17 protein-coding genes and 1 tRNA gene are annotated in these 18,994 nt (G+C 64.9%); 7 read left to right on the top strand and 11 right to left on the bottom strand.

Annotated features, from left to right (window positions below):
* Positions 1–149 precede the first annotated feature (149 nt).
* Positions 150–3,626, top strand: a complete 3,477-nt coding sequence (locus D3880_RS07360) for a hybrid sensor histidine kinase/response regulator (protein WP_119892830.1) — start codon at positions 150–152, stop codon at positions 3,624–3,626.
* Between the two features lie 221 nt (positions 3,627–3,847).
* Here D3880_RS07360 and D3880_RS07355 read toward each other — a convergent pair whose 3' ends face one another.
* Positions 3,848–4,669 carry a MerR family transcriptional regulator gene (locus tag D3880_RS07355; protein WP_119892829.1) on the bottom strand — a complete coding sequence of 274 codons (822 nt, stop codon included), beginning with the start codon at positions 4,667–4,669 and terminating at the stop codon, positions 3,848–3,850.
* A gap of 263 nt (positions 4,670–4,932) precedes the next feature.
* Here D3880_RS07355 and D3880_RS07350 point away from each other — a divergent pair, with 263 nt between their 5' ends.
* The 3 genes from D3880_RS07350 to D3880_RS07340 are packed head-to-tail and all read left to right on the top strand — an operon-like array spanning position 4,933 to position 7,667.
* A complete protein-coding gene (locus D3880_RS07350) occupies positions 4,933–5,802 on the top strand; it encodes a M24 family metallopeptidase (RefSeq protein ID WP_119892828.1) in 870 nt (289 codons plus the stop codon).
* Entirely contained in the window at positions 5,799–6,719 is a 921-nt protein-coding gene (locus tag D3880_RS07345) for an alpha/beta fold hydrolase (RefSeq protein ID WP_119892827.1), read from the top strand. Before D3880_RS07350 ends, D3880_RS07345 begins: the two co-directional genes overlap by 4 nt.
* Positions 6,720–6,773: 54 nt before the next feature.
* Entirely contained in the window at positions 6,774–7,667 is an 894-nt protein-coding gene (locus tag D3880_RS07340; protein ID WP_119892826.1) for a metal-dependent hydrolase, read from the top strand.
* 101 nt (positions 7,668–7,768) lie between these two features.
* On the opposite strand, the gene D3880_RS07335 is transcribed toward D3880_RS07340, so the two are convergent.
* The 8 genes from D3880_RS07335 to dapA form a co-directional block, all read right to left on the bottom strand.
* Positions 7,769–9,127 (bottom strand): DNA recombination protein RmuC, encoded by a 1,359-nt coding sequence (locus tag D3880_RS07335; RefSeq protein WP_162935044.1) that lies wholly within the window; start codon positions 9,125–9,127, stop codon positions 7,769–7,771.
* Between the two features lie 167 nt (positions 9,128–9,294).
* Positions 9,295–9,696, bottom strand: a complete 402-nt coding sequence (locus D3880_RS07330) for a tetratricopeptide repeat protein (RefSeq protein ID WP_119892824.1) — start codon at positions 9,694–9,696, stop codon at positions 9,295–9,297.
* Positions 9,697–10,241: 545 nt separating this feature from the next.
* Complete coding sequence (locus D3880_RS07325) at positions 10,242–11,000, bottom strand: RES family NAD+ phosphorylase (RefSeq protein WP_177412159.1); 759 nt, start codon at positions 10,998–11,000, stop codon at positions 10,242–10,244.
* A 27-nt stretch (positions 11,001–11,027) separates the two neighbouring features.
* Positions 11,028–11,399, bottom strand: coding sequence for an XRE family transcriptional regulator (locus D3880_RS07320; protein WP_119892823.1), 372 nt, complete (start codon positions 11,397–11,399; stop codon positions 11,028–11,030).
* Between the two features lie 130 nt (positions 11,400–11,529).
* A tRNA-Ser gene (locus D3880_RS07315) sits at positions 11,530–11,619 on the bottom strand.
* 156 nt (positions 11,620–11,775) lie between these two features.
* The gene (locus tag D3880_RS07310; protein ID WP_119892822.1) at positions 11,776–12,645 is read right to left on the bottom strand and encodes a phosphoribosylaminoimidazolesuccinocarboxamide synthase; all 870 of its coding nucleotides are present in this window, start codon (positions 12,643–12,645) and stop codon (positions 11,776–11,778) included.
* Positions 12,646–12,756: 111 nt separating this feature from the next.
* Positions 12,757–13,878 carry an outer membrane protein assembly factor BamC gene (gene bamC, locus D3880_RS07305; protein WP_119892821.1) on the bottom strand — a complete coding sequence of 374 codons (1,122 nt, stop codon included), beginning with the start codon at positions 13,876–13,878 and terminating at the stop codon, positions 12,757–12,759.
* Between the two features lie 18 nt (positions 13,879–13,896).
* Positions 13,897–14,775 (bottom strand): 4-hydroxy-tetrahydrodipicolinate synthase, encoded by an 879-nt coding sequence (gene dapA / locus D3880_RS07300; protein WP_119892820.1) that lies wholly within the window; start codon positions 14,773–14,775, stop codon positions 13,897–13,899.
* Between the two features lie 167 nt (positions 14,776–14,942).
* On the opposite strand from dapA, the gene D3880_RS07295 reads away from it, so the two are divergent.
* Positions 14,943–15,503 (top strand): glycine cleavage system transcriptional repressor, encoded by a 561-nt coding sequence (locus D3880_RS07295; RefSeq protein WP_119892819.1) that lies wholly within the window; start codon positions 14,943–14,945, stop codon positions 15,501–15,503.
* 10 nt (positions 15,504–15,513) lie between these two features.
* Positions 15,514–15,987, top strand: coding sequence for a peroxiredoxin (locus tag D3880_RS07290; protein ID WP_119892818.1), 474 nt, complete (start codon positions 15,514–15,516; stop codon positions 15,985–15,987).
* A 43-nt stretch (positions 15,988–16,030) separates the two neighbouring features.
* Here D3880_RS07290 and D3880_RS07285 read toward each other — a convergent pair whose 3' ends face one another.
* Positions 16,031–17,098, bottom strand: coding sequence for an AI-2E family transporter (locus D3880_RS07285; protein ID WP_119892817.1), 1,068 nt, complete (start codon positions 17,096–17,098; stop codon positions 16,031–16,033).
* Positions 17,099–17,204: 106 nt separating this feature from the next.
* Positions 17,205–17,456 (bottom strand): sulfurtransferase TusA family protein, encoded by a 252-nt coding sequence (locus D3880_RS07280; protein ID WP_119892816.1) that lies wholly within the window; start codon positions 17,454–17,456, stop codon positions 17,205–17,207.
* Between the two features lie 99 nt (positions 17,457–17,555).
* Between D3880_RS07280 and D3880_RS07275 the strand changes: the two genes are divergently transcribed.
* Positions 17,556–18,989 (top strand): M48 family metalloprotease, encoded by a 1,434-nt coding sequence (locus D3880_RS07275; RefSeq protein ID WP_119892815.1) that lies wholly within the window; start codon positions 17,556–17,558, stop codon positions 18,987–18,989.
* The last annotated feature ends 5 nt before the right edge of the window (positions 18,990–18,994 follow it).

The following is an 18,994-nucleotide window of genomic DNA, read 5'->3' as shown; positions in this document are numbered from 1 at the left end:
TATGGCCGACGCGCAGCAGATCGTGAACAGGCGCCTGAGATTCCCGGCCGATTGCCGGACTAGACGAGCCTCCGCAGTCCAGCGGCACGGATTCGCCAGGCACCCTGCTTGACCTGGGGCCACCCCAAGCGCTTTTACCTGGAGTACGCATGTCGCTGTCCGGCGGGCTGATCGCAGCGGTCGCCCTTTCCTATATGGCCATCCTGTTCGCCATCGCGTTTTATGGCGACCGCCGGCGTACGCCCATGCCGGCGTCGATCCGCGCCGGGGTCTACAGCCTGTCGCTGGCGGTGTACTGCACCAGCTGGACCTTCTTCGGCGCCGTCGGCCAGGCGGCCGGGCAGTTGTGGGCCTTCCTGCCGATCTACCTGGGGCCGATCCTGCTGCTGCTGTTCGCCCCTTGGGTGCTGCAGAAGATCGTGATGATCAGCAAGCAGGAGAACATCACCTCGATTGCCGACTTCATCGCCGCCAGATATGGGAAATCGCAGGCGCTGGCGGTGGTGGTGGCGCTGATCTGCCTGGTCGGCGTGCTGCCCTACATCGCCCTGCAGCTGAAGGGCATCGTCCTCGGCGTGAACCTGCTGACCGGCGCCGGCGCCGACTCCACCGGCACCCGCGCCCAGGACACGGCGCTGATCGTCTCGCTGATCCTGGCGCTGTTCGCCATCCTCTTCGGCACCCGCAACCTGGATGTCACCGAGCACCACCGTGGCATGGTGCTGGCGATTGCCTTCGAGTCGCTGGTCAAGCTGCTGGCCTTTCTCGCCGTCGGCGCCTACGTCACCTACGGCCTGTACAACGGTCTCGACGACCTGCTGAGCCAGGCCCAGGGCAGCCCGGCGCTGGAAGGGTTCTGGGCGGAGACGCTGAACTGGCCGGCGATGCTGGTGCAGACCGGCGTGGCGATGATGGCCATCGTCTGCCTGCCGCGACAGTTCCACGTCACCGTGGTGGAAAACATCGAACCCAAGGACCTGCGGGTGGCGCGCTGGGTATTCCCACTCTACCTGCTGCTGGCGGCCCTGTTCGTGGTCCCCATCGCCCTGGCCGGGCAGATGCTGCTGCCGGCCGGGATCATTCCCGACTCCTTCGTCATCAGCCTGCCGCTGGCCGAGGCGCATCCGGCGCTGGCGCTACTGGCGTTCATCGGCGGCGCCTCGGCGGCCACCGGCATGGTCATAGTCGAGGCGGTGGCGCTGTCGACCATGGTTTCCAACGACATGCTGCTGCCCTGGCTGCTGCGCCGGCAGAACGCCGAGCGGCCGTTCGAGCTGTTCCGCCAGTGGATGCTCACCGCGCGGCGGGTCAGCATCGTGCTGATCCTACTGCTGGCCTACGTCAGCTACCGCCTGCTCGGCTCCAATGCCAGCCTGGCGACCATCGGCCAGATCTCCTTCGCCGCCGTCACCCAGCTGGCCCCGGCCATGTTCGGCGCCCTGCTGTGGAAACAGGCCAACCGCCGCGGCGTATTCGCCGGCCTCGCCGCCGGCTCCCTGATGTGGTTCTACACCCTGGTACTGCCGCTGGTGGCCCGTGGCCTGGGCTGGTCGCTGGACAGCTTCCCCGGCCTGCATGCCCTGCTCTACCAGCCGATCGGCTGGCACGTCGATCCGCTGACCCGTGGCGTGGTGCTGTCGCTGGCCTGCAACTTCCTGCTGTTCGGCTGGGTCTCCTACTTCTCGCGCACGCGGGTCGCCGAGCACTGGCAGGCCGGGCGTTTCATCGGCCAGTTCGCCGGCAGCAAACCCAGCAACCGCAGCCTGCTGGCGGTCCAGGTCGAAGACCTGCTGACCTTGGCCAGCCGCTTCGTCGGTGAGGAGCGCGCGCGGCAGAGTTTCCTGCGCTACGCCTACCGCCAGGGCAAGGGCTTCAACCCCAATCAGCCGGCCAATAGCGAATGGATCGCCCATACCGAGCACCTGCTGGCCGGCGTGCTCGGCGCCTCGTCGACCCGCGCGGTGGTCAAGGCGGCCATCGAGGGCCGCGAGATGCAGGTCGAGGATGTGGTACGCATCGTCGACGAAGCCTCGGAGGTGCTGCAGTTCAACCGCGCCCTGCTGCAGGGGGCGATCGAGAACATCACCCAGGGCATCAGCGTGGTCGACCAGTCGCTGCGCCTGGTGGCCTGGAACCGCCGCTATCTGGAACTGTTCGAATACCCGGACGACCTGATCAGCGTCGGCCGGCCGATCGCCGATATCATCCGCTACAACGCCGAGCGCGGCCTGTGCGGCCCCGGCGAAGTCGAGCAACACATCGACAAGCGCCTGTACTGGATGCGCCAGGGCAACGCCCACACCTCCGAGCGGCTGTTCCCCAACGGCCGGGTGATCGAGCTGATCGGCAACCCGATGCCCGGCGGCGGCTTCGTCATGAGCTTCACCGACATCACCGCCTTCCGCCAAGCCGAGCAGGCGCTCAAGGACGCCAATGAAGGCCTGGAGCAGCGGGTCAGCGAGCGCACCCAGGAGCTATCGCAGCTGAACCAGGAGCTGGGCGCCGCCAAGGGCGTGGCCGAGTCCGCCAACCAGTCGAAGACCCGCTTCCTCGCCGCCGTCAGCCATGACCTGATGCAGCCGCTGAACGCCGCGCGGCTGTTCTCCGCCGCCCTCGCCCACCAGCCGGACGCCCTGCCCAACGAGGCTCAGGAACTGGTGCGCCATCTGGACAGCTCGCTGCGTTCGGCCGAAGACCTGATCAGCGACCTGCTGGACATCTCGCGCCTGGAAAACGGCCGCGTCACCCCGGAGCGCACGCCCTTCCCGCTCAACAGCCTGTTCGATGCCCTCGGCGCCGAGTTCAAGGTGCTGGCCCTGGAACAGGGCATGGACTTCCGCCTGCGCGGCAGCCAGTTGCGCGTCGACAGCGACATCAAGCTGCTGCGCCGGGTCCTGCAGAACTTCCTCACCAACGCCTTCCGCTACGCCAGGGGCCATGTGCTGCTCGGCGTGCGCCGCCGCGGCGGCGAGTTGCGCCTGGAAGTCTGGGACCGCGGCCCGGGCATCCCCGAGGACAAGCGCAAGGTGATCTTCGAGGAATTCAAGCGCCTCGACAGCCACCAGACCCGCGCGGAAAAAGGCCTCGGCCTCGGCCTGGCAATCGCCGACGGCCTCTGCCGAGTGCTCGGCCATCGCCTGGAAGTGCGTTCCTGGCCGGGCAAGGGCAGCGTGTTCAGCGTCAGCGTGCCGCTGGCCAAGAGTGCCGTGCCGCTAGCCAAGAGCGTCCCGGCCGAGCTCAATGGCCAGGCCCTGAGCGGCACCCAGGTGCTATGCATCGACAACGAGGACAGCATCCTCACCGGCATGCACAGCCTGCTGTCGCGCTGGGGCTGCCAGGTGTGGACGGCGCGCAACCGCCTGGAATGCGAACACCTGCTCGACGAGGACGTGCGCCCACAGGTGGCGCTGGTCGATTACCACCTGGACGAGGGTGAGACCGGCACCGAGCTGATGGCCTGGTTGCGCACCAAGCTCGGCGAACCGGTGCCAGGCGTGGTGATCAGCGCCGACGGCCGCCCCGAGCTGATCGCCCAGGTGCATGCCGCCGGCCTCGACTACCTGGCCAAACCGGTCAAGCCGGCCGCCCTGCGCGCACTGCTGAGCCGCCATCTGCCCCTGCGTTGAGCCCGCTGAGAACAGCATCTAGTGGCCTGTACGGTTAGTTGGTTAACTCAAGTTCGGATGACTGAGGTTCTGAAACCAGGCGCTGCGACGAGTCATAGCAGGGCTATGGCGAGGAGCAGCAACGCAGTATCAGGGCCTCAGACGCCGAAATTGACTAATTGAACTAACCACACAGGCCACTAGCTGTGATCGCCATCGCCCTGTTGGCGGGGCTGCTGGCTCTAGGGCTGCTTTGAGGGTTGCAGAAAGCCGGCCAGCAGTTCGCTGACCCGCTCGCCCAGCTCCTGGTTCGCCGAACTGTGCAGCGCCCGCGCCAACTCGCTATCGACCACTTGCTCGACCAGCGGACGCAGTTGCAGGAGTTGCTGGTTGAGCCCCTGCAACTGCTCGACATGCGGCAGGCTGGTGCTCAGCAAGGGGTTGACCAGATGCGCGACGATCATCTGCACGATGCCGTTGGCGACCGGCTGCAGGCGCTGGCGGATGGCGGCGAACTGTTCGAGCAGCACCTGCAGGGGAATGCCGGCACGGACCAGCTGCACGCCGGCGGCGAACACCCGTGGATCGAGCACGCGCAGGTGGTCGCCGGCGAACTCCACCAGCCCCAGCGCCTGGGCGAGATCCAGCGTCTCGTCGGTCAGCGCATCGCCGAACAGCGCCTGTAGCTCGGCAAACTCCAGACGGGTCGGCTCCAGCGGGTGCCAGGCGCCGACTATCGCCTGTTCCAGACCCAGCACATGGGCCAGCCCCTGGCCCTGCTCCCAGGCCGCGAACAGCTCGCGGATGCTGGCGATGCTGTAGCCGCGCTCGAGCAGCTGGCCGATCAGACGCAGACGCGCCAGGTGCTCGTCGTTGTAGATGCCCACCCGCCCGCGCCGCTCCGGTGGCGGCAGCAGACCGCGGTCCTGATAGGCGCGCAGGTTGCGCACCGTGGTGCCCGCCGCATCGGCCAGTTCATCGACGCTGTATTCGGCGGCCACCGGCTCCGTCGCGCTGGGTGTGCGCACCAGCCAGCGCTGGAGGAAAGAAGGAGAGTCGTTCATGGCCGCGATCATAGCCGCCACGGCAAGTCGCCAACAACAACGCCGGCAGCGCCCAACCAAGGGATAGAAATGCGCTACGCAGAATTCCAGCAATCGCGGCGAATCCCGGCGCAACCCAGCTAGCAAGCCGCTTTCAGGCCAGCGGTAACGCGGTAACAGCGGCCTCAGAAGCTGTCCGTCGCGACTGGCCAAGCAGCCCGCAGGCATTCAACAATGAACTCGACATCATTTGATGTAACGATTCGGTCATCTGGAGAGCGTTCATGCCTGCCGCCCTGTCCGAGCACGACCTGACGCAATTTCGTGCCATCCAACAACTCGCCTACCGCTGCGCCCAAACCATCGCCAAGGAACTCAAGCCCGGCATCACCGAGAAGGAAGCGGCGCACTCGATGAAAACCTGGCTGCTCGATCATGGCGTGCAGGACTGGTTCCATCAGCCCTTCGCCTGGTTCGGCCCGCGCACCGCCTTCAAGGGCTTCGACGGTCTGCGTCACCTGGGCGGCTTCAACCTGGCGTTCTACCCGGGCAAGCAGCGCCTGGAAGAAGGCATGCCCTTCATCCTCGACTGCGCGCCGACCCTCGGCGCCTACACCGCCGACATCGGCTACTCCGGCGCCCTTGGCACCAATCCGCAGGTCGAGCGCTTGCTGGATGAGCTGATGGCGCACCGGCAGTTGATCGTCGAGCAGGTCAAACAGCGCCGCACCCTCGCCGAGGTCAGCCAGGCGGTCGATCGCCTGTGCGCCGCGCAAGGCACCCTGCCGCGCCATAAGGCCTATCCCTTCGAGGTGCTGGCCCACCGCGTGGAGAAGCTCGGCGAACGGCAGAGCGGCCCGTCCATCGCCCGCTTCGGCCTGCGCAACATCTACACCCTGACCAAGAACGCCTTGGTTACCGGGCGCCGCGAAGGCTGGTCGCCGCTGTGGTCGAGCAACGCGCGCTCGGCCCATGCGCCGACGCCGGGCTTGTGGGCGGTGGAGCCGCACCTGGGCCGCCAGGGCGTCGGCGCCAAGTTCGAGGAGTTGCTGGTGGTCACCGAAACCGAGGCCTATTGGCTCGACGACGAGCTGCCGCATGTCCAGCGCTGGCTGGCCCGCGGCCACAGCATCGACACGCAGGTGGCGGCATGAACGCGTCGCTCCGCGTCGAGCCGGAAAAGCTCCGCGTGCAGGGCGATGGCGTCGAGTTGGCCGCCTATCGCTGGGGCAAAGCCAGCGGCCCGACCCTGCTGCTGGTGCACGGCTATCCGGACAGCCACGAGGTCTGGCTGCCGCTGGTCCAGCAGCTGGCCGCCGACTACCGGATCATCGCCTACGACGTGCGCGGCTTCGGCGCCTCGCAGATTCCCCGGCGCACGCAGGACTACCGCCTGGCCAAGCTGGCCAACGATCTGGAAGCGGTGATCCTCGCGCTCAGCCCGCAACAGCCGGTGCACCTGATTGCCCACGACTGGGGCTCGATCCAGACCTGGGAGGCGGTCACCGAGCCACGCATCCAGCCGCTGCTGGCTTCCTACACCACCATCTCCGGGCCCTGCCTGGACCATGTCGCCCACTGGATGCGTGCGCGCCTGGCCGAGAAACGCCTGGGTTCGCTGCTCAAGGTCGTAGGCCAGTTGCTCAGCTCCTGGTACATCGCCTTCTTCCACACACCCTGGCTGCCGGAATTCCTTTGGCGCAACGGCCTGGGTCGTCTGTGGCCGAAGGTGCTGGAACGCCTCGAGGGCGTGCGCGAAGCGCAACCCAACAGCACGCAAGTGTCCGACGGCCAACACGGTGTCAAGCTCTATCGCGCCAACTTTATCACTTGCATGTTCAAGCCCCGCGAGCGCCATACGCCGATACCGGTGCAGTTGATCGTGCCGACTCGCGACCGTTATGTGCGGCCGCAATTGTTCGAGCAGTTGCAGCACTGGGCGCCGAACCTGGCGCGCCGCGAAGTGCGTGCCGGGCATTGGCAACTACTGGCCGAACCGCAGCAACTGGCCCTGTGGCTTCGCGAATACATCGACCACCTGCGCCCGAGCGCCGACGCGGCGCGCTCCTGACCAGCGCTTGCTCAACACCCCGGCCTGCCCCGTCCGCCGCCTAGGAGAACAACAATGAACGAGCCCCATCACCGCCTGGAACAACGCAAAGTACGCTTCGACTTCGCCAACACCCCACTGCACTGGGTGCCGAACGAGCCGGAGGTGTCGCACATCATGAACACCCTGCACATCTTCCTGCCGGCCGGCGAGTTCTGGTTCTGCAAGGTGTACAACAAGGCCCTGCCGCTGGTGACCGACGAGCGCCTGCGCGACGACGTGCGCGGTTTCATCAAGCAGGAAGCCCAGCACGCCCGCGCTCACGACAGCGCGCTGGAGCCCTATCTGCTGCGCCACGGCATCAACCCGAAACCCTTCACCCGGCGTATCGAATGGCTGTTCGACCGCGTACTCGGCGACTATCCACTGGGCAACAACGCCATCAGCCGCCGCCTGCAGCACTGGTGGCTGATCCAGCGCGTGGGCCTGATCGCCGCCGTCGAGCACTTCACCTGCGTACTCGGCGACTGGATCATCACCACCCGCAGCCTCGACCATGCCGACCCGGTGATGCTCGACCTGCTGCGCTGGCATGGGGCCGAGGAGATCGAACACCGCTGCGTCGCCCACGACCTGCACGTGCACCTGGGCGGCAGCCTGTTCATGCGCTGGCTGTATATGTTCATCGGCTCGGCGGCGGTGACGCTGATGTTCAGCACCGGCTCACGCCTGATGATGCGCCAGGACCCGGCGACCCGTGGTGCACCGGGATTCCTGCGCCTGTGGTCGCGACTGGGCAAACGCGGCCTGTTGCCGCGGATGGGGAGCATCGGCCAGGCGGTGTTGCGTTACTTCCAGCCGTCTTTCCACCCGCGTACCGAGGGCGACATCAAGGTGGCGCTGGACTATCTGGCCAGTTCCCCGGCGGCCAAGCGGGCGGCGGCGGAACAGATGCAGGCTGCGGTGTAGCTTGCCCCTCCCGCTTGCGGGAGAGGGCCGGGGGAGAGGGACGCGCAGGCGGTTTTACCCTCGCTCATAAAGGGGCGAGGGAAGTAAACCCAGGTTCGGCGTCACTCCCCCGCCTCATCCAACAGCGGCACGGCGGCGCGCTCGAGCAACTCGACCGGCAGGCTCTTGCTCGCCCGCGCGCCCAGCAGCTTGAGGTTTTCCACCCGGCCGACGATATTGCCGCGCCCGTCGCTCAGCTTGTTGCGCGCCGCGGCGTAAGCCTTGTCCAGCTGTTGCAGGCGGCTGCCGACCTCATCGAGGTCCTGGATGAAGGCGACGAACTTGTCGTACAGCGCCCCGGCGCGCTCGGCGATCTCGCGCGCGTTCTGGCTCTGCCGCTCCTGGCGCCAGAGGCTGTCGATCACCCGCAAGGTGGCCAGCAAGGTGGTCGGGCTGACGATGACGATGTGCTGGTCGTAGGCCTCCTGGAACAACCCCGGATCGGCCTGCAGCGCGGCGGCGAAGGCCGCCTCGATGGGCACGAAGAGGAGCACGAAATCCAGGCTGTGCAGGCCTTCCAGGCGCTGGTAATCCTTCACCGACAAGCCCTTCAGATGGCTACGTAACGACAGCACATGCTGCTTCAGGGCCAACTGGCGGACCTGCTCGTCCTCGGCGGCGATCAGCTGCTGGTAGGCGGTCAGGCTGACCTTGGCATCCACCACCACCTGCTTGTCGCCGGGTAGCTGGATCAACACATCCGGCTGGAAGCGCTCGCCATCGCCGCCCTTGAGGCTGACCTGGGTCTGGTATTCGCGGCCTTTTTCCAGCCCGGCGTGCTCGAGCACCCGCTCGAGCACCAGCTCGCCCCAGTTGCCCTGGGTCTTCTGCCCCTTCAGCGCGCGGGTCAGGTTGGTCGCCTCGTCGCCCAGGCGCTGATTGAGTTGCTGCAGGCGCTCCAGCTCCTTGGCCAAGGAAAAGCGCTCGCGCGCCTCCTGCTGGTAACTCTCCTCGACGCGCTTCTCGAACAGCTGGATGCGCTCCTTGAGCGGGTCGAGCAACTGGCCGAGGCGCTGCTGGCTGGTCTCGGCGAAGCGCTGCTCGCGCTCGTCGAAGATCTTCCCGGCCAGTTCGGCGAACTGCGCGCGCAGCTCGTCGCGCGAGCCCTGCAAGTCGTTGAGACGCTGCTGGTGACTGTCCTGCTGCTCGCGCAGTTCGGCGGCCAGCCCGGCATGCGCGGCGCTCAGGCGGCGCAGCTCGGCTTCTTTCTGCTCGCGCTCGGCGCTCCAGCCTTGCGCGGCTTCGCGGCTGGCGCGGCGCTCGCCTTGCAGCAGCTCGGTTTCGCGCCGCAGCGCCGCCAGCTCGGCTTGCTGCGCGGCCTTCTGCTCGCTCAGCTCGGTGACTTCCGCCCGGTAGGCGTCCACTTGCGCGCCGAGACCGTCCTGCGCCAATTGCGCATGGCTCAGACGCTCTTCCAGCAAAGCCGCCTCGGCCTGCTGCAGGCTCATGCGCCGTTGCAACTGCCAAGCCAAGGCCAACAGCGGCAGCGCCGCGACGGACAGACCAATCAGCAAGTTGGGCAAATCGATGGGCATAAGCGGCTCCGCACAGGACTGCCGGGCAGTATACCCAGCCGCGGAATGGGAACTCAGAGGTTGTTGAGCAGCCGTTGGGCCTCGTGCGAGCCCTGCGCGGCAGCCTGTTGCAGCCAGTGCCGGGCTTGCAGTGGTTCCAGCGAGCGCGGTTGGCGGTACAACCGACCGAGCTCCAGCTGAGCGCGGCGATCGCCACTGCGCGCGGCCTGGCGCAAGAGCTCCACGCCGATGCGCCGATCACGGGCATTGCCGCAATCGCGGCACAGCAGTTGCCCCAGGCGGCTCTGCGCCAGCACCACGCCCTGGCGCGCCGGCTGCTTGAGCAGACGCCCAGCCAGATGCTTGGCCCAGGCAAGCTGACCGAGGCGCGGGCTATCCAGCAGCCACAGCGCGACATGCAGCGACCAACGCTGATCGGTAGAACGGGAAGGCAAAGTGAGCGAGGCGCGCGGCATAACCAATCGGCGGGGGCAGTCAGGGCGCGCCACTCTACTCCTTTTTCCCCACCGGTAAAGACTTGCCAACCGTGCCCGGCCGCGATCTAGACGAGCGCCCGATGACAATCCACAGAAGCTGTGGATAACTCCGTGGACAACTTGGGAGCAGCCGCCTCGACCCCCACTGCCACGGGGCTCCGAGTCAAGTTGATGATTTTTTCACCAGTGAAAAAAATCAATATTTTTCATTGACTTAAAAAATCACCATACAGAATCAAGATGTTGCGAGCGCTTGTGACAGTGGCTTAGCACGACGCCTCGTCATTGTGCACAAGTCCGCTCGCAACTTACGGCGGACGCCCCGTTTGCGGGCAAATGCCGGCCTTTGGCAGATCGCTGGCGAACCATATTGGCCCGCCGAAATGAGCGGAGCACGCAACACCGCAGCAGCGCTCAGCCGCCCTTTTCGACTCGGTCAGCGACGCAGGAAAACTGCGCACAGCAATTGTGCACAGTCGTGCCAATTCTTCGCCGCGGAAGACAGCGCTGCAGTAGCGAATGGCCTATGCCGGCAGCGGCAATTGCCCGTCGACGAGAAACTGCTGCCAGTGGAACAGCCGCGGCGCGTCGGGCGCCTGGGCATGTTTGAAGGCGACATAGTCGGCCGTGGTTTCGCACAGCCAAGGCGTCAGGTTACGCGGCTGCTTTTCACTGAACGCCCGCGGGGTATACAACGCGACATTGGTGCCCCCTTGCGGGCAGCGCGCCGAACGGTACTCGAACGCCTCGACCCCGGCGGTGCGCATCGCTTGGCCCAACGCCTGGGTGGCGGCATAACGCCTGGGATCGCTCAGCTCGGCCTGAAATTCGGCAAAGGGCGGCACCTGCAGGCGCACGCCCCGCTCGACCCGATAACGCACCTCGAACGAGGCATGCTCGGATAGGATGCGCCCACTCGGCGGCGGACTGAGCATGCCATCCCACAGCACGCAGCGGTAATAGGCGGTCTCGGCCATGGCGGTTTCCAGACGCGCGCCGGCATAGAACAGGCTGGGTTCGTAGACACTGCCGAAACGCGAGCCCCAGCGCAGCGGCGGGTAGCGGAACGGCGTCTTCAGCAGGTAATGAAGCGCTTCCGTGCCCGTCGGCAGCGGCGGCTTGCTGCCTTCGATCAAGTCTTCCAGCAGCGCCTGCTCGGCCAGGCTGTCGACCAGACGCAAGGTAGCAACCTGCTCCTGGCTTTCCACCAGCCGCACCAATTGGCCGCGTAACGGGGCGACCTGCTCAGGCCCATGGCAAAGCTGCCAGATATCCACGGTCATATTCCGCTGCGATCCCTGCTGCCGAACTCAAACCTTGCCGCGAATGGCATCCAGGTACTCCACTAGCCGCACCAGCCCTTGCACCTGAGCCATCTGCTGCAAAGGCACGCCGGCCAGATGACGGTTCTCGGTGCGCAGAAAGTGACGCATGTCATCGAGATTGCCACCGAACAAGGCGAACAGCGCGCGGTAGACCCGGATCAGCAACAGCGCCAATTCACCGGTCTTGCTCTGCGGACGCAAACCACCGCTGTCCGCCCAGCGGGTGACAGCCGTGCGGTGTACGCCGACGATCTCCGCCAGCTCCTGCTGGGTCAGCCCCAATTGCTCGCGAGCATTGAGCAGGGCCCTGGCCAGTACTGCTTCGGCATCCAACTGCGGACGGGTGAGCGCACTCATGGCATTCCCCTATGTGTATTTACAACAATATTAGCCACAAATGACAAAAATACACAAACCAGGTGCCAACCATCGAACCGCCCGAAAAGCAAAAGCCCCGGACGCGTTAACGTCCGGGGCTTTTGATGTATGGCGGGGAAATAGGGATTTGAACCCTAGGAGCCATTGCTGACTCAACGGATTTCGAATCCGTCCCGTTCGACCACTCCGGCATCTCCCCTAGGCGGCGCGCATCATAACAGCTTGAAGCGGTTTGGCGAAGCCCGTTCGGCATTTTTTTGCGTGGTTTCAGATGCTTGCGGGAAAATCGCGACAACTGGGCAGCCAGAAACGCACAGAGGAGCCGTAGCTCCTCTGGTATCAGCCAGGACAGACCTCAAGCGGTCAGGCGGGTCAGCGCCTCGCGATACTTGTCGGCGGTCTTCTGCGCCACCTCGGCCGGAACCGTGGGCGCCGGCGGCTGCTTATCCCAGCCAGTGGATTCCAACCAATCGCGCACGTACTGCTTGTCAAAGCTCGGCGGGCTCTGCCCTTCGACATAGCTGTCGGCCGGCCAGAAGCGGCTGGAGTCCGGGGTCAGCGCTTCGTCCATCAGGGTCAGGGTGCCGTCTTCGTCCAGGCCGAACTCGAACTTGGTGTCGGCGATGATGATGCCGCGTGTGGCCGCGTACTCCACGGCCGCGCTGTACAGGGCGATGGCGGTATCGCGCACTTTGGCGGCCAGCTCCTTGCCGATGATCGCCTCACACTGCGCGAAGGAGATGTTCTCGTCGTGGTCACCGACCGCCGCCTTGGTCGACGGCGTGAAGATCGGCTGCGGCAGCTTGGCCGCCTCCTTCAACCCGGCCGGCAGCTGGATGCCGCAGACGGTGCCGCTCTTCTGGTATTCCTTCCAGCCGGAACCAACGATATAGCCGCGCACGATGGCCTCTACCGCCACCGGCTTGAGGCGCTTGGCCACCACCGCGCGACCTTCCACCAGCGGCAGCTCGGCCGCCGGCACTACGTCCTCGACCTTGTCGCCGGTGAGATGGTTAGGCACCAGGCCGGCGAGCTTGTCGAACCAGAAATTGGAGATGGCGGTGAGAATCTTGCCCTTGTCCGGAATCGGCTCATTGAGGATCACATCGAACGCCGACAAGCGATCGCTGGCCACCATCAGCATGCGCTTGGCATCGATTTCATAGAGGTCGCGGACTTTACCCGAATAGATTTTTTTCAGGCTCAGGGTGCTGGGAGTGGTCATGTCGGAATTTCCGCCTTGAGTAAACGAAACAGGCGAAACCCACCGGGTTTCGCCTATTGGCTTCTACATCTTGGGCAGCGCCGGGGCCGCAGGCAGCGGCCCGCTGCCGGCTTAGCCGAGGTGTTCCTGGATCAGGCTCAGCACGCGGCGGGCCACGTCGGCCGGCGCCACGGTATTGAGGTCTTTCTCCACCGTCACCTGCACACTGTCGCCGACGCTGGTCAGGCGCACCTGATAGCGCTCGGCACGCTCTTCGATCTCTTCGTCACTGGGCGAACTGCCCCACATGCGCGTCCAGAAGCCGGGCTTCTCGTCTTCTTTCTTCGCACCTTCGGCGAGGTTGATGTAGTACACGCCGAGGGAACGGTTGAGGTCGTCGATGCGCACGTTGCCAGTATCGAGAGAACGGCCGACGCTTGACCAGGCCCGATCGAAATCGGTGCCGAGGGTCAGCACCGGGTTACCGCTGCCGTCTTCCGACAGGGTCACGCGATCCGGTGCATCGAAGTCGCGGGCCGCGAGCAGGGACACGGAACCGCCCTGCTCGGCACTGCGCGCCATGCTCGCCAGCATTTCGTCGAGCAGCGCCGCATCCAGGCTGGCGTTGCCGGCCTTACTCGGAAACTCGATCTCGTCCGAGCTGCCGGCCGGGCGCTCGGCGCTGACCACAAAAATCTCGCTGGTATTGCGCTGCACGCCCGGCTCGATGCGCACGCGCACGCGGGTTTCGCTGTCTGGCGCAACGCCACTGACGCGGCTGCTCAGGCGACGCGCCATGGACGCGGACAACTGATCGAAGCGCTGCCAGGCGGTGCTGAACTCACCGGTCTGCGGGCGCTCATCGACGACCTGAAAACCGTTGTCCTCGAAGAACTGGCGGGCCACCGGCCAGACTTCCGCCGGTGCGCGCTGGGCCACTACCCAGCGCGAATCGCCGCTCTTCTGCAAGCTGAACTCACGCGAGTCGGCCTGCACTGCCAGCGCCTGTGGACGCGGTACTTCGTACTCGCCTTGGGCGGTCGAATCGGCCACGTTGCGCGGTACCGGCAGCAGCGGATCGAGGCGCTTGGCGTTGCTGATATCCGGCGGAACCTGCATAGGCGCGGTTTGCCGATCGTTGAGGTAGTCACTACCACGATCGCGGAAGTAACCCTCATCACCCCAGAGCCAGCCGCAACCGCTGGTACTGGAGATGATCAAGGCAAGTGCGGAGAGTCCGGCCAGTCGCTTCATGCGTAGTAATTCCTCAAATTAAGCCAATACGCCGGACTGGCGCAGAGCCTGACGCAGCAGTTCGTGACAACGCGGGCTGAGCCAGGTCAGAGGCAAGCGGATGCCTTCTTGCATCAGCCCCATTTCATGCAGCGCCCACTTCACCGGAATCGGGTTGGACTCGATAAACAAATTCTTGTGCAGCGGCATCAGGCGCTCGTTGATCGCCCGTGCGGTGGCCGCATCGCCGGCCATGGCGGCGGCGCACAGCTCGCTCATGGCGCGCGGTGCGACGTTGGCGGTGACCGAGATATTGCCCTTGCCGCCCATCAGGATCAGCTCGACGGCGGTCGGGTCGTCACCGGAGTAGACGAGGAAGTCCTGGCTCACCCGATCGAGGATTTCCTGGCCGCGCTGCAGGTCGCCGGTGGCTTCCTTGATACCGATGATGTTCGCCACTTTCGACAGGCGTTCGACAGTCTCCGGCAACATGTCGCAGGCGGTGCGGCCCGGCACGTTGTAGAGAATCTGCGGGATCGCCACGCTTTCGGCGATATGGCGGAAGTGCTGGTACAGGCCTTCCTGGGTCGGCTTGTTGTAGTACGGGGTCACCAGCAGACAGGCATCCGCGCCGGCCTTCTTGGCGTTCTCGGTCAGCTCCACCGCTTCACGGGTGGAGTTGGCGCCGGTACCGGCGATGACCGGTATGCGCCCGGCGACCTGATCGACTACCCGGCGGATCACATCGATGTGTTCGCCGACGTCCAGCGTGGCCGACTCACCGGTGGTGCCGACCGCGACGATGGCATTGGTGCCTTCTTGCAGGTGGAAATCCACCAGCTTGCTCAGCGCATCCCAATCGAGACGTCCCTGTGCATCCATAGGCGTGACCAGCGCCACCATACTGCCCGCAATCATGCAACCGCTCCTGCCGGAAAAATTGAACCGTAATGGTACTGGCGCCACCTGCCTTGCACAAGCGAAGCGCCGTGCCATGAGCATTCCCCTGAGCGGCAGTTTTCGCTAACCTTCCGGCTTTGATCGGCAGCTCGACCGCCGACCGCCCATCGCTTTAGGAATGCTGCATGTCCACCCCCTCCGTTCGCGAACAATTCCTTGTCATCAGCGCCCTCGGCACCACCCCCATGGAGCTGACCAATGTGCTGTGCCGCGCCAGCCATGAGAACCGCTGCGCAGTCATCAGCACCCGCCTGACTCGGCATGGAGAGCTCTGCGCATTGGTCCTGCAGGTGTCGGGCAATTGGGACGCGCTGGCCCGCCTGGAAGCCGGACTGCCGGCCCTGGCCAAGAAGCACGCGTTCAGCGTCAATGTGGTACGCAGTTCCGCCGCCGAACATCGCCCGCATGCCCTGCCCTATGTGGCCTATGTCAGCGCGGCATATCGTCCGGACATTCTCAACGAGCTGTGCCAGTTCTTCATTGACCACAACGTCGAGCTGGAGAACCTGACCTGCGACACCTATCAAGCCCCGCACACCGGCGGCACCATGCTCAATGCCACCCTCACCGTGACCCTGCCAGCCGGCACCCAGATCAGCTGGCTGCGCGACCAGTTCCTCGACTTCGCCGATGCCCTGAACCTGGATGCGCTGATCGAACCCTGGCGCCCGCAAACCCCAGCCTGAGGAGAGCCCCATGGCCGTTAGCCTCGACCACGCCGTCGCCGACTTTCACGCCCAGGCCACCAGCGGTCATCAGGTCTCCCTGACCGCGCTCAAGGGCCAGCAGGTGGTGATCTATTTCTACCCGAAGGACAGCACCCCGGGCTGCACCACCGAAGGCCAGGGCTTTCGCGATCGCCATGCCGAGTTCCAGGCGGTCAACACGCAGATTTTCGGCGTCTCCCGCGACAGCCTGAAGTCCCACGAGAACTTCAAGTGCAAGCAGGCGTTTCCCTTCGAGCTGATCAGCGACAAGGATGAAGCGCTGTGCCAGCTATTCGACGTGATCAAGCTGAAGAAGCTCTATGGCAAGGAATATCTGGGCATCGACCGCAGCACCTTCCTGATCGACCAGAGCGGCGTGCTGCGCCGGGAATGGCGCGGGGTGAAAGTCCCAGGGCATGTCGACGCCGTGCTCGCCGCCGCCCAAGCGCTACAGCAAGCCTGAGAACGGCTGGCAACAAAAAGGCCGCAGCAGCGGCCTTTTTGCTTTATTCGCCCACCAGCGCCGGCGGCTGGCGTGGCCAGGCATCCAGCACGGCCTTGAACAGGGTCGCCAGCGGAATGGCGAAGAAGATCCCCCAGAAGCCCCACAACCCACCGAACAGCAGCACCGCGCAGATGATCGCCACCGGGTGCAGGTTCACTGCCTCGGAAAACAACAGCGGCACCAGCACGTTGCCATCCAGCGCCTGAATCACCGCATAGACCACCATCAAGGTGATGAACTGGTCGCCCCAGCCCCACTGGAACAGCGCGATCAGCGCCACCGGCACGGTCACCACCACCGCGCCGACGTAGGGCACCACCACCGACAGACCGACCAGCAAGGCCAGCAGCGCCGCATAGTTCAGCCCTAGCGCGGCAAAGGCCGCGTAAGTCACCCCGCCACAGATGACGATCTCGATCACCTTGCCGCGAATGTAATTGGCGATCTGCTGGTTCATCTCCTGCGCCACATGGGTCATCAGCGCCCGCTCACGCGGCAGGTAGCCACGAAACCAACGACCGATCAATTGATGATCCTTGAGGAAGAAGAACACCAGGATCGGCACCAGCACCAGATAGATCATGGCGTTGACCAGCAGCGGCAGGCTGGCGAGCGAAGAGGTCAGCAACAACTGGCCGAACTTGCCCAACTCGCCGCGCGTCACCGCGATGGCTTCCAGCACCTGCTCGTCGGTCACCATGTGCGGATAGCGCTCAGGCAAGACCAGCAGCAGCGACTGCCACTTGCCGAGCATGCCCGGCAACTCGTTGAACAAGGTGATCACCTGCTGCCACAGCAGTGGCATCAGGACCAGCAGGAACAACGCCAACAGGCCGATGAACAGGGCGAACACCAGCCACACCGCCAGTAGGCGCGGCACACGCAGGCTCTCGAGCTGGCGCACCAAGCCCTGCATCAGGAAAGCCAGCACCAAGCCAGCCAGGACCGGCGCCAGCATGCCGCCGAGCGTCAGAATCGCGGTGAAGCCGAGCACCAGCAGCACCGCGAGCACCACCGCCTCCTCGTCGGAGAAATAGCGCTGCACCCAATCGCGTAACACCTTGAACATTACTGCTCCCTAGAGCGACCAACCCTCAGAACCTGTTTCGGATCTCGCGAGCCAAGGCCATTTTCAACGGCGTATGACCGACGCACAGCGGATCCCGAACGGGTTCTCAGGCCTTGCGCAACCAATAACGATACACACCGCCCTCGCACTCCTCGCGCAGCAAGGCATGGCCGGCCAGATGGGCGAAGGCGCGGAAATCGCGTTGCGAACCGGCATCGGTCGCCGTCACCTTGAGCACGGCGCCACTGGGCAGGCGATTCAGCTCGAGCTTGGCCTTGAGCAATGGCAGCGGGCAGTTCAAGCCGCTGGCATCCAGCTCAGCGTCGCAGGGTTCGGCCCGCTCTACAGCGTCGGTCATGTTCAGTCTCCGGGAGAAGGTTCTAGGATACCGCACAAGCCTGGCCAGTTGACCAACTGGGCAGCTACAGTAACGCCTTTCCCGCCGTGAGCCCCGTGCATGAATCTATTGCGCCCTACTCTGCTGACGCTCGCCTGCCTGCTCGCCCAACCCGGCCTGGCCGACGACTTGCCGTCTCTTGGCGACGCCAGTTCCTCCATTGTCTCGCCGGAGCAGGAACATCAACTCGGTCGCGCCTGGCTCAGCCTGCTACGCGGCCAGGTCGATCAATTGCATGATCCGCAGCTGAAAGATTTCGTCGAAACCAGCGTCTTTCGCCTGGCTGAAACCAGTCAGCTACAGGATCGGCGCTTGGAGTTCGTGTACATCAACAGCCCGCAGCTGAACGCCTTTGCCGCTCCCGGCGGCATCGTCGGCGTCAACGGCGGCATTTTCCTCTACGCCCAGAGCGAAGCCGAATACGCCTCAGTGCTGGCCCACGAATTGGCGCACTTGTCGCAACGCCACTTCGCCCGCGGCATCGAGGCCCAGCAGCGCATGCAGATTCCGATGATGGCCGCCATGCTTGCCGGCATCATCGCCGCCGCGGCCGGCGCCGGAGATGCCGGCATCGCCGCCATCGCCTCGACTCAGGCGGCAGCCATTCAGGAACAACGGCGCTTTTCCCGGCAGAACGAGCAGGAAGCCGACCGCATCGGCATCCTCAACTTGGAAAAAGCCGGCTACGATCCGCGCGCCATGCCCAGCATGTTCGAACGCCTGATGCGTCAGTACCGCTATGACGCCAAACCGCCGGAGTTCCTCCTCACCCACCCGGTCACCGAATCGCGGATCGCCGACACCCGCAACCGCGCCGAACAGTTCCCGGCCGGTGGCAAGGAGGACAGCCCGAGCTACGAGCAGATCCGCGCACGGATGATGCTGTATTACGAGGAAACTCCGGGAGTTTCGGCCAAGCGTTTTCGCGCCATGCTCGACGAGGATCCCAAGCAGGATGCCGCCCGCTATGGCCTAGCCCTGGCGCTGATCAAGGGCGGCCGCCTCAACGAGGCGCGTGACAGCCTGAAAGCACTGCTGGACAGGGCCCCCAACGACGTTGCCTACAACCTTGCCCAGGTCGATCTGGATATCACCGCCAACCGCCTGCCGGATGCCCAACAGCGGGTCCAGCGTCTGCTCGGCCAGTATCCCAACAACTACCCACTGAAGCAGGCGCAGATCGACCTGATGCTTAAGCAGGGCCGCTCCACCGAAGCCGAGAAGGCCCTGGACGCCCTACTGAAGAGGCGCCCGCACGACCCGGATATCTGGTACCAAGTGGCCGAAACCCGCGGCCAGGCAGGCAACATCATTGGCCTGCACCAGGCCCGCGCCGAGTATTTCGCCCTGGTCGGCGACTATGACCAAGCCATCGAGCAGCTCGACTTCGCCAAACGCCGCTCGGCCAATAATTTCCAGCTGGCTTCGCGCATCGATGCACGGCAGAAGGAAATGATCGAGCAGCAGAAACTGATCAAGCAGATGCTGCGCTGAAGCGC

The sequence above is a fragment of the Pseudomonas cavernae genome (assembly GCF_003595175.1).
GTDB classification, from domain to species: domain Bacteria; phylum Pseudomonadota; class Gammaproteobacteria; order Pseudomonadales; family Pseudomonadaceae; genus Aquipseudomonas; species Aquipseudomonas cavernae.
This window is presented reverse-complemented; position numbering and strand designations above follow the sequence as displayed.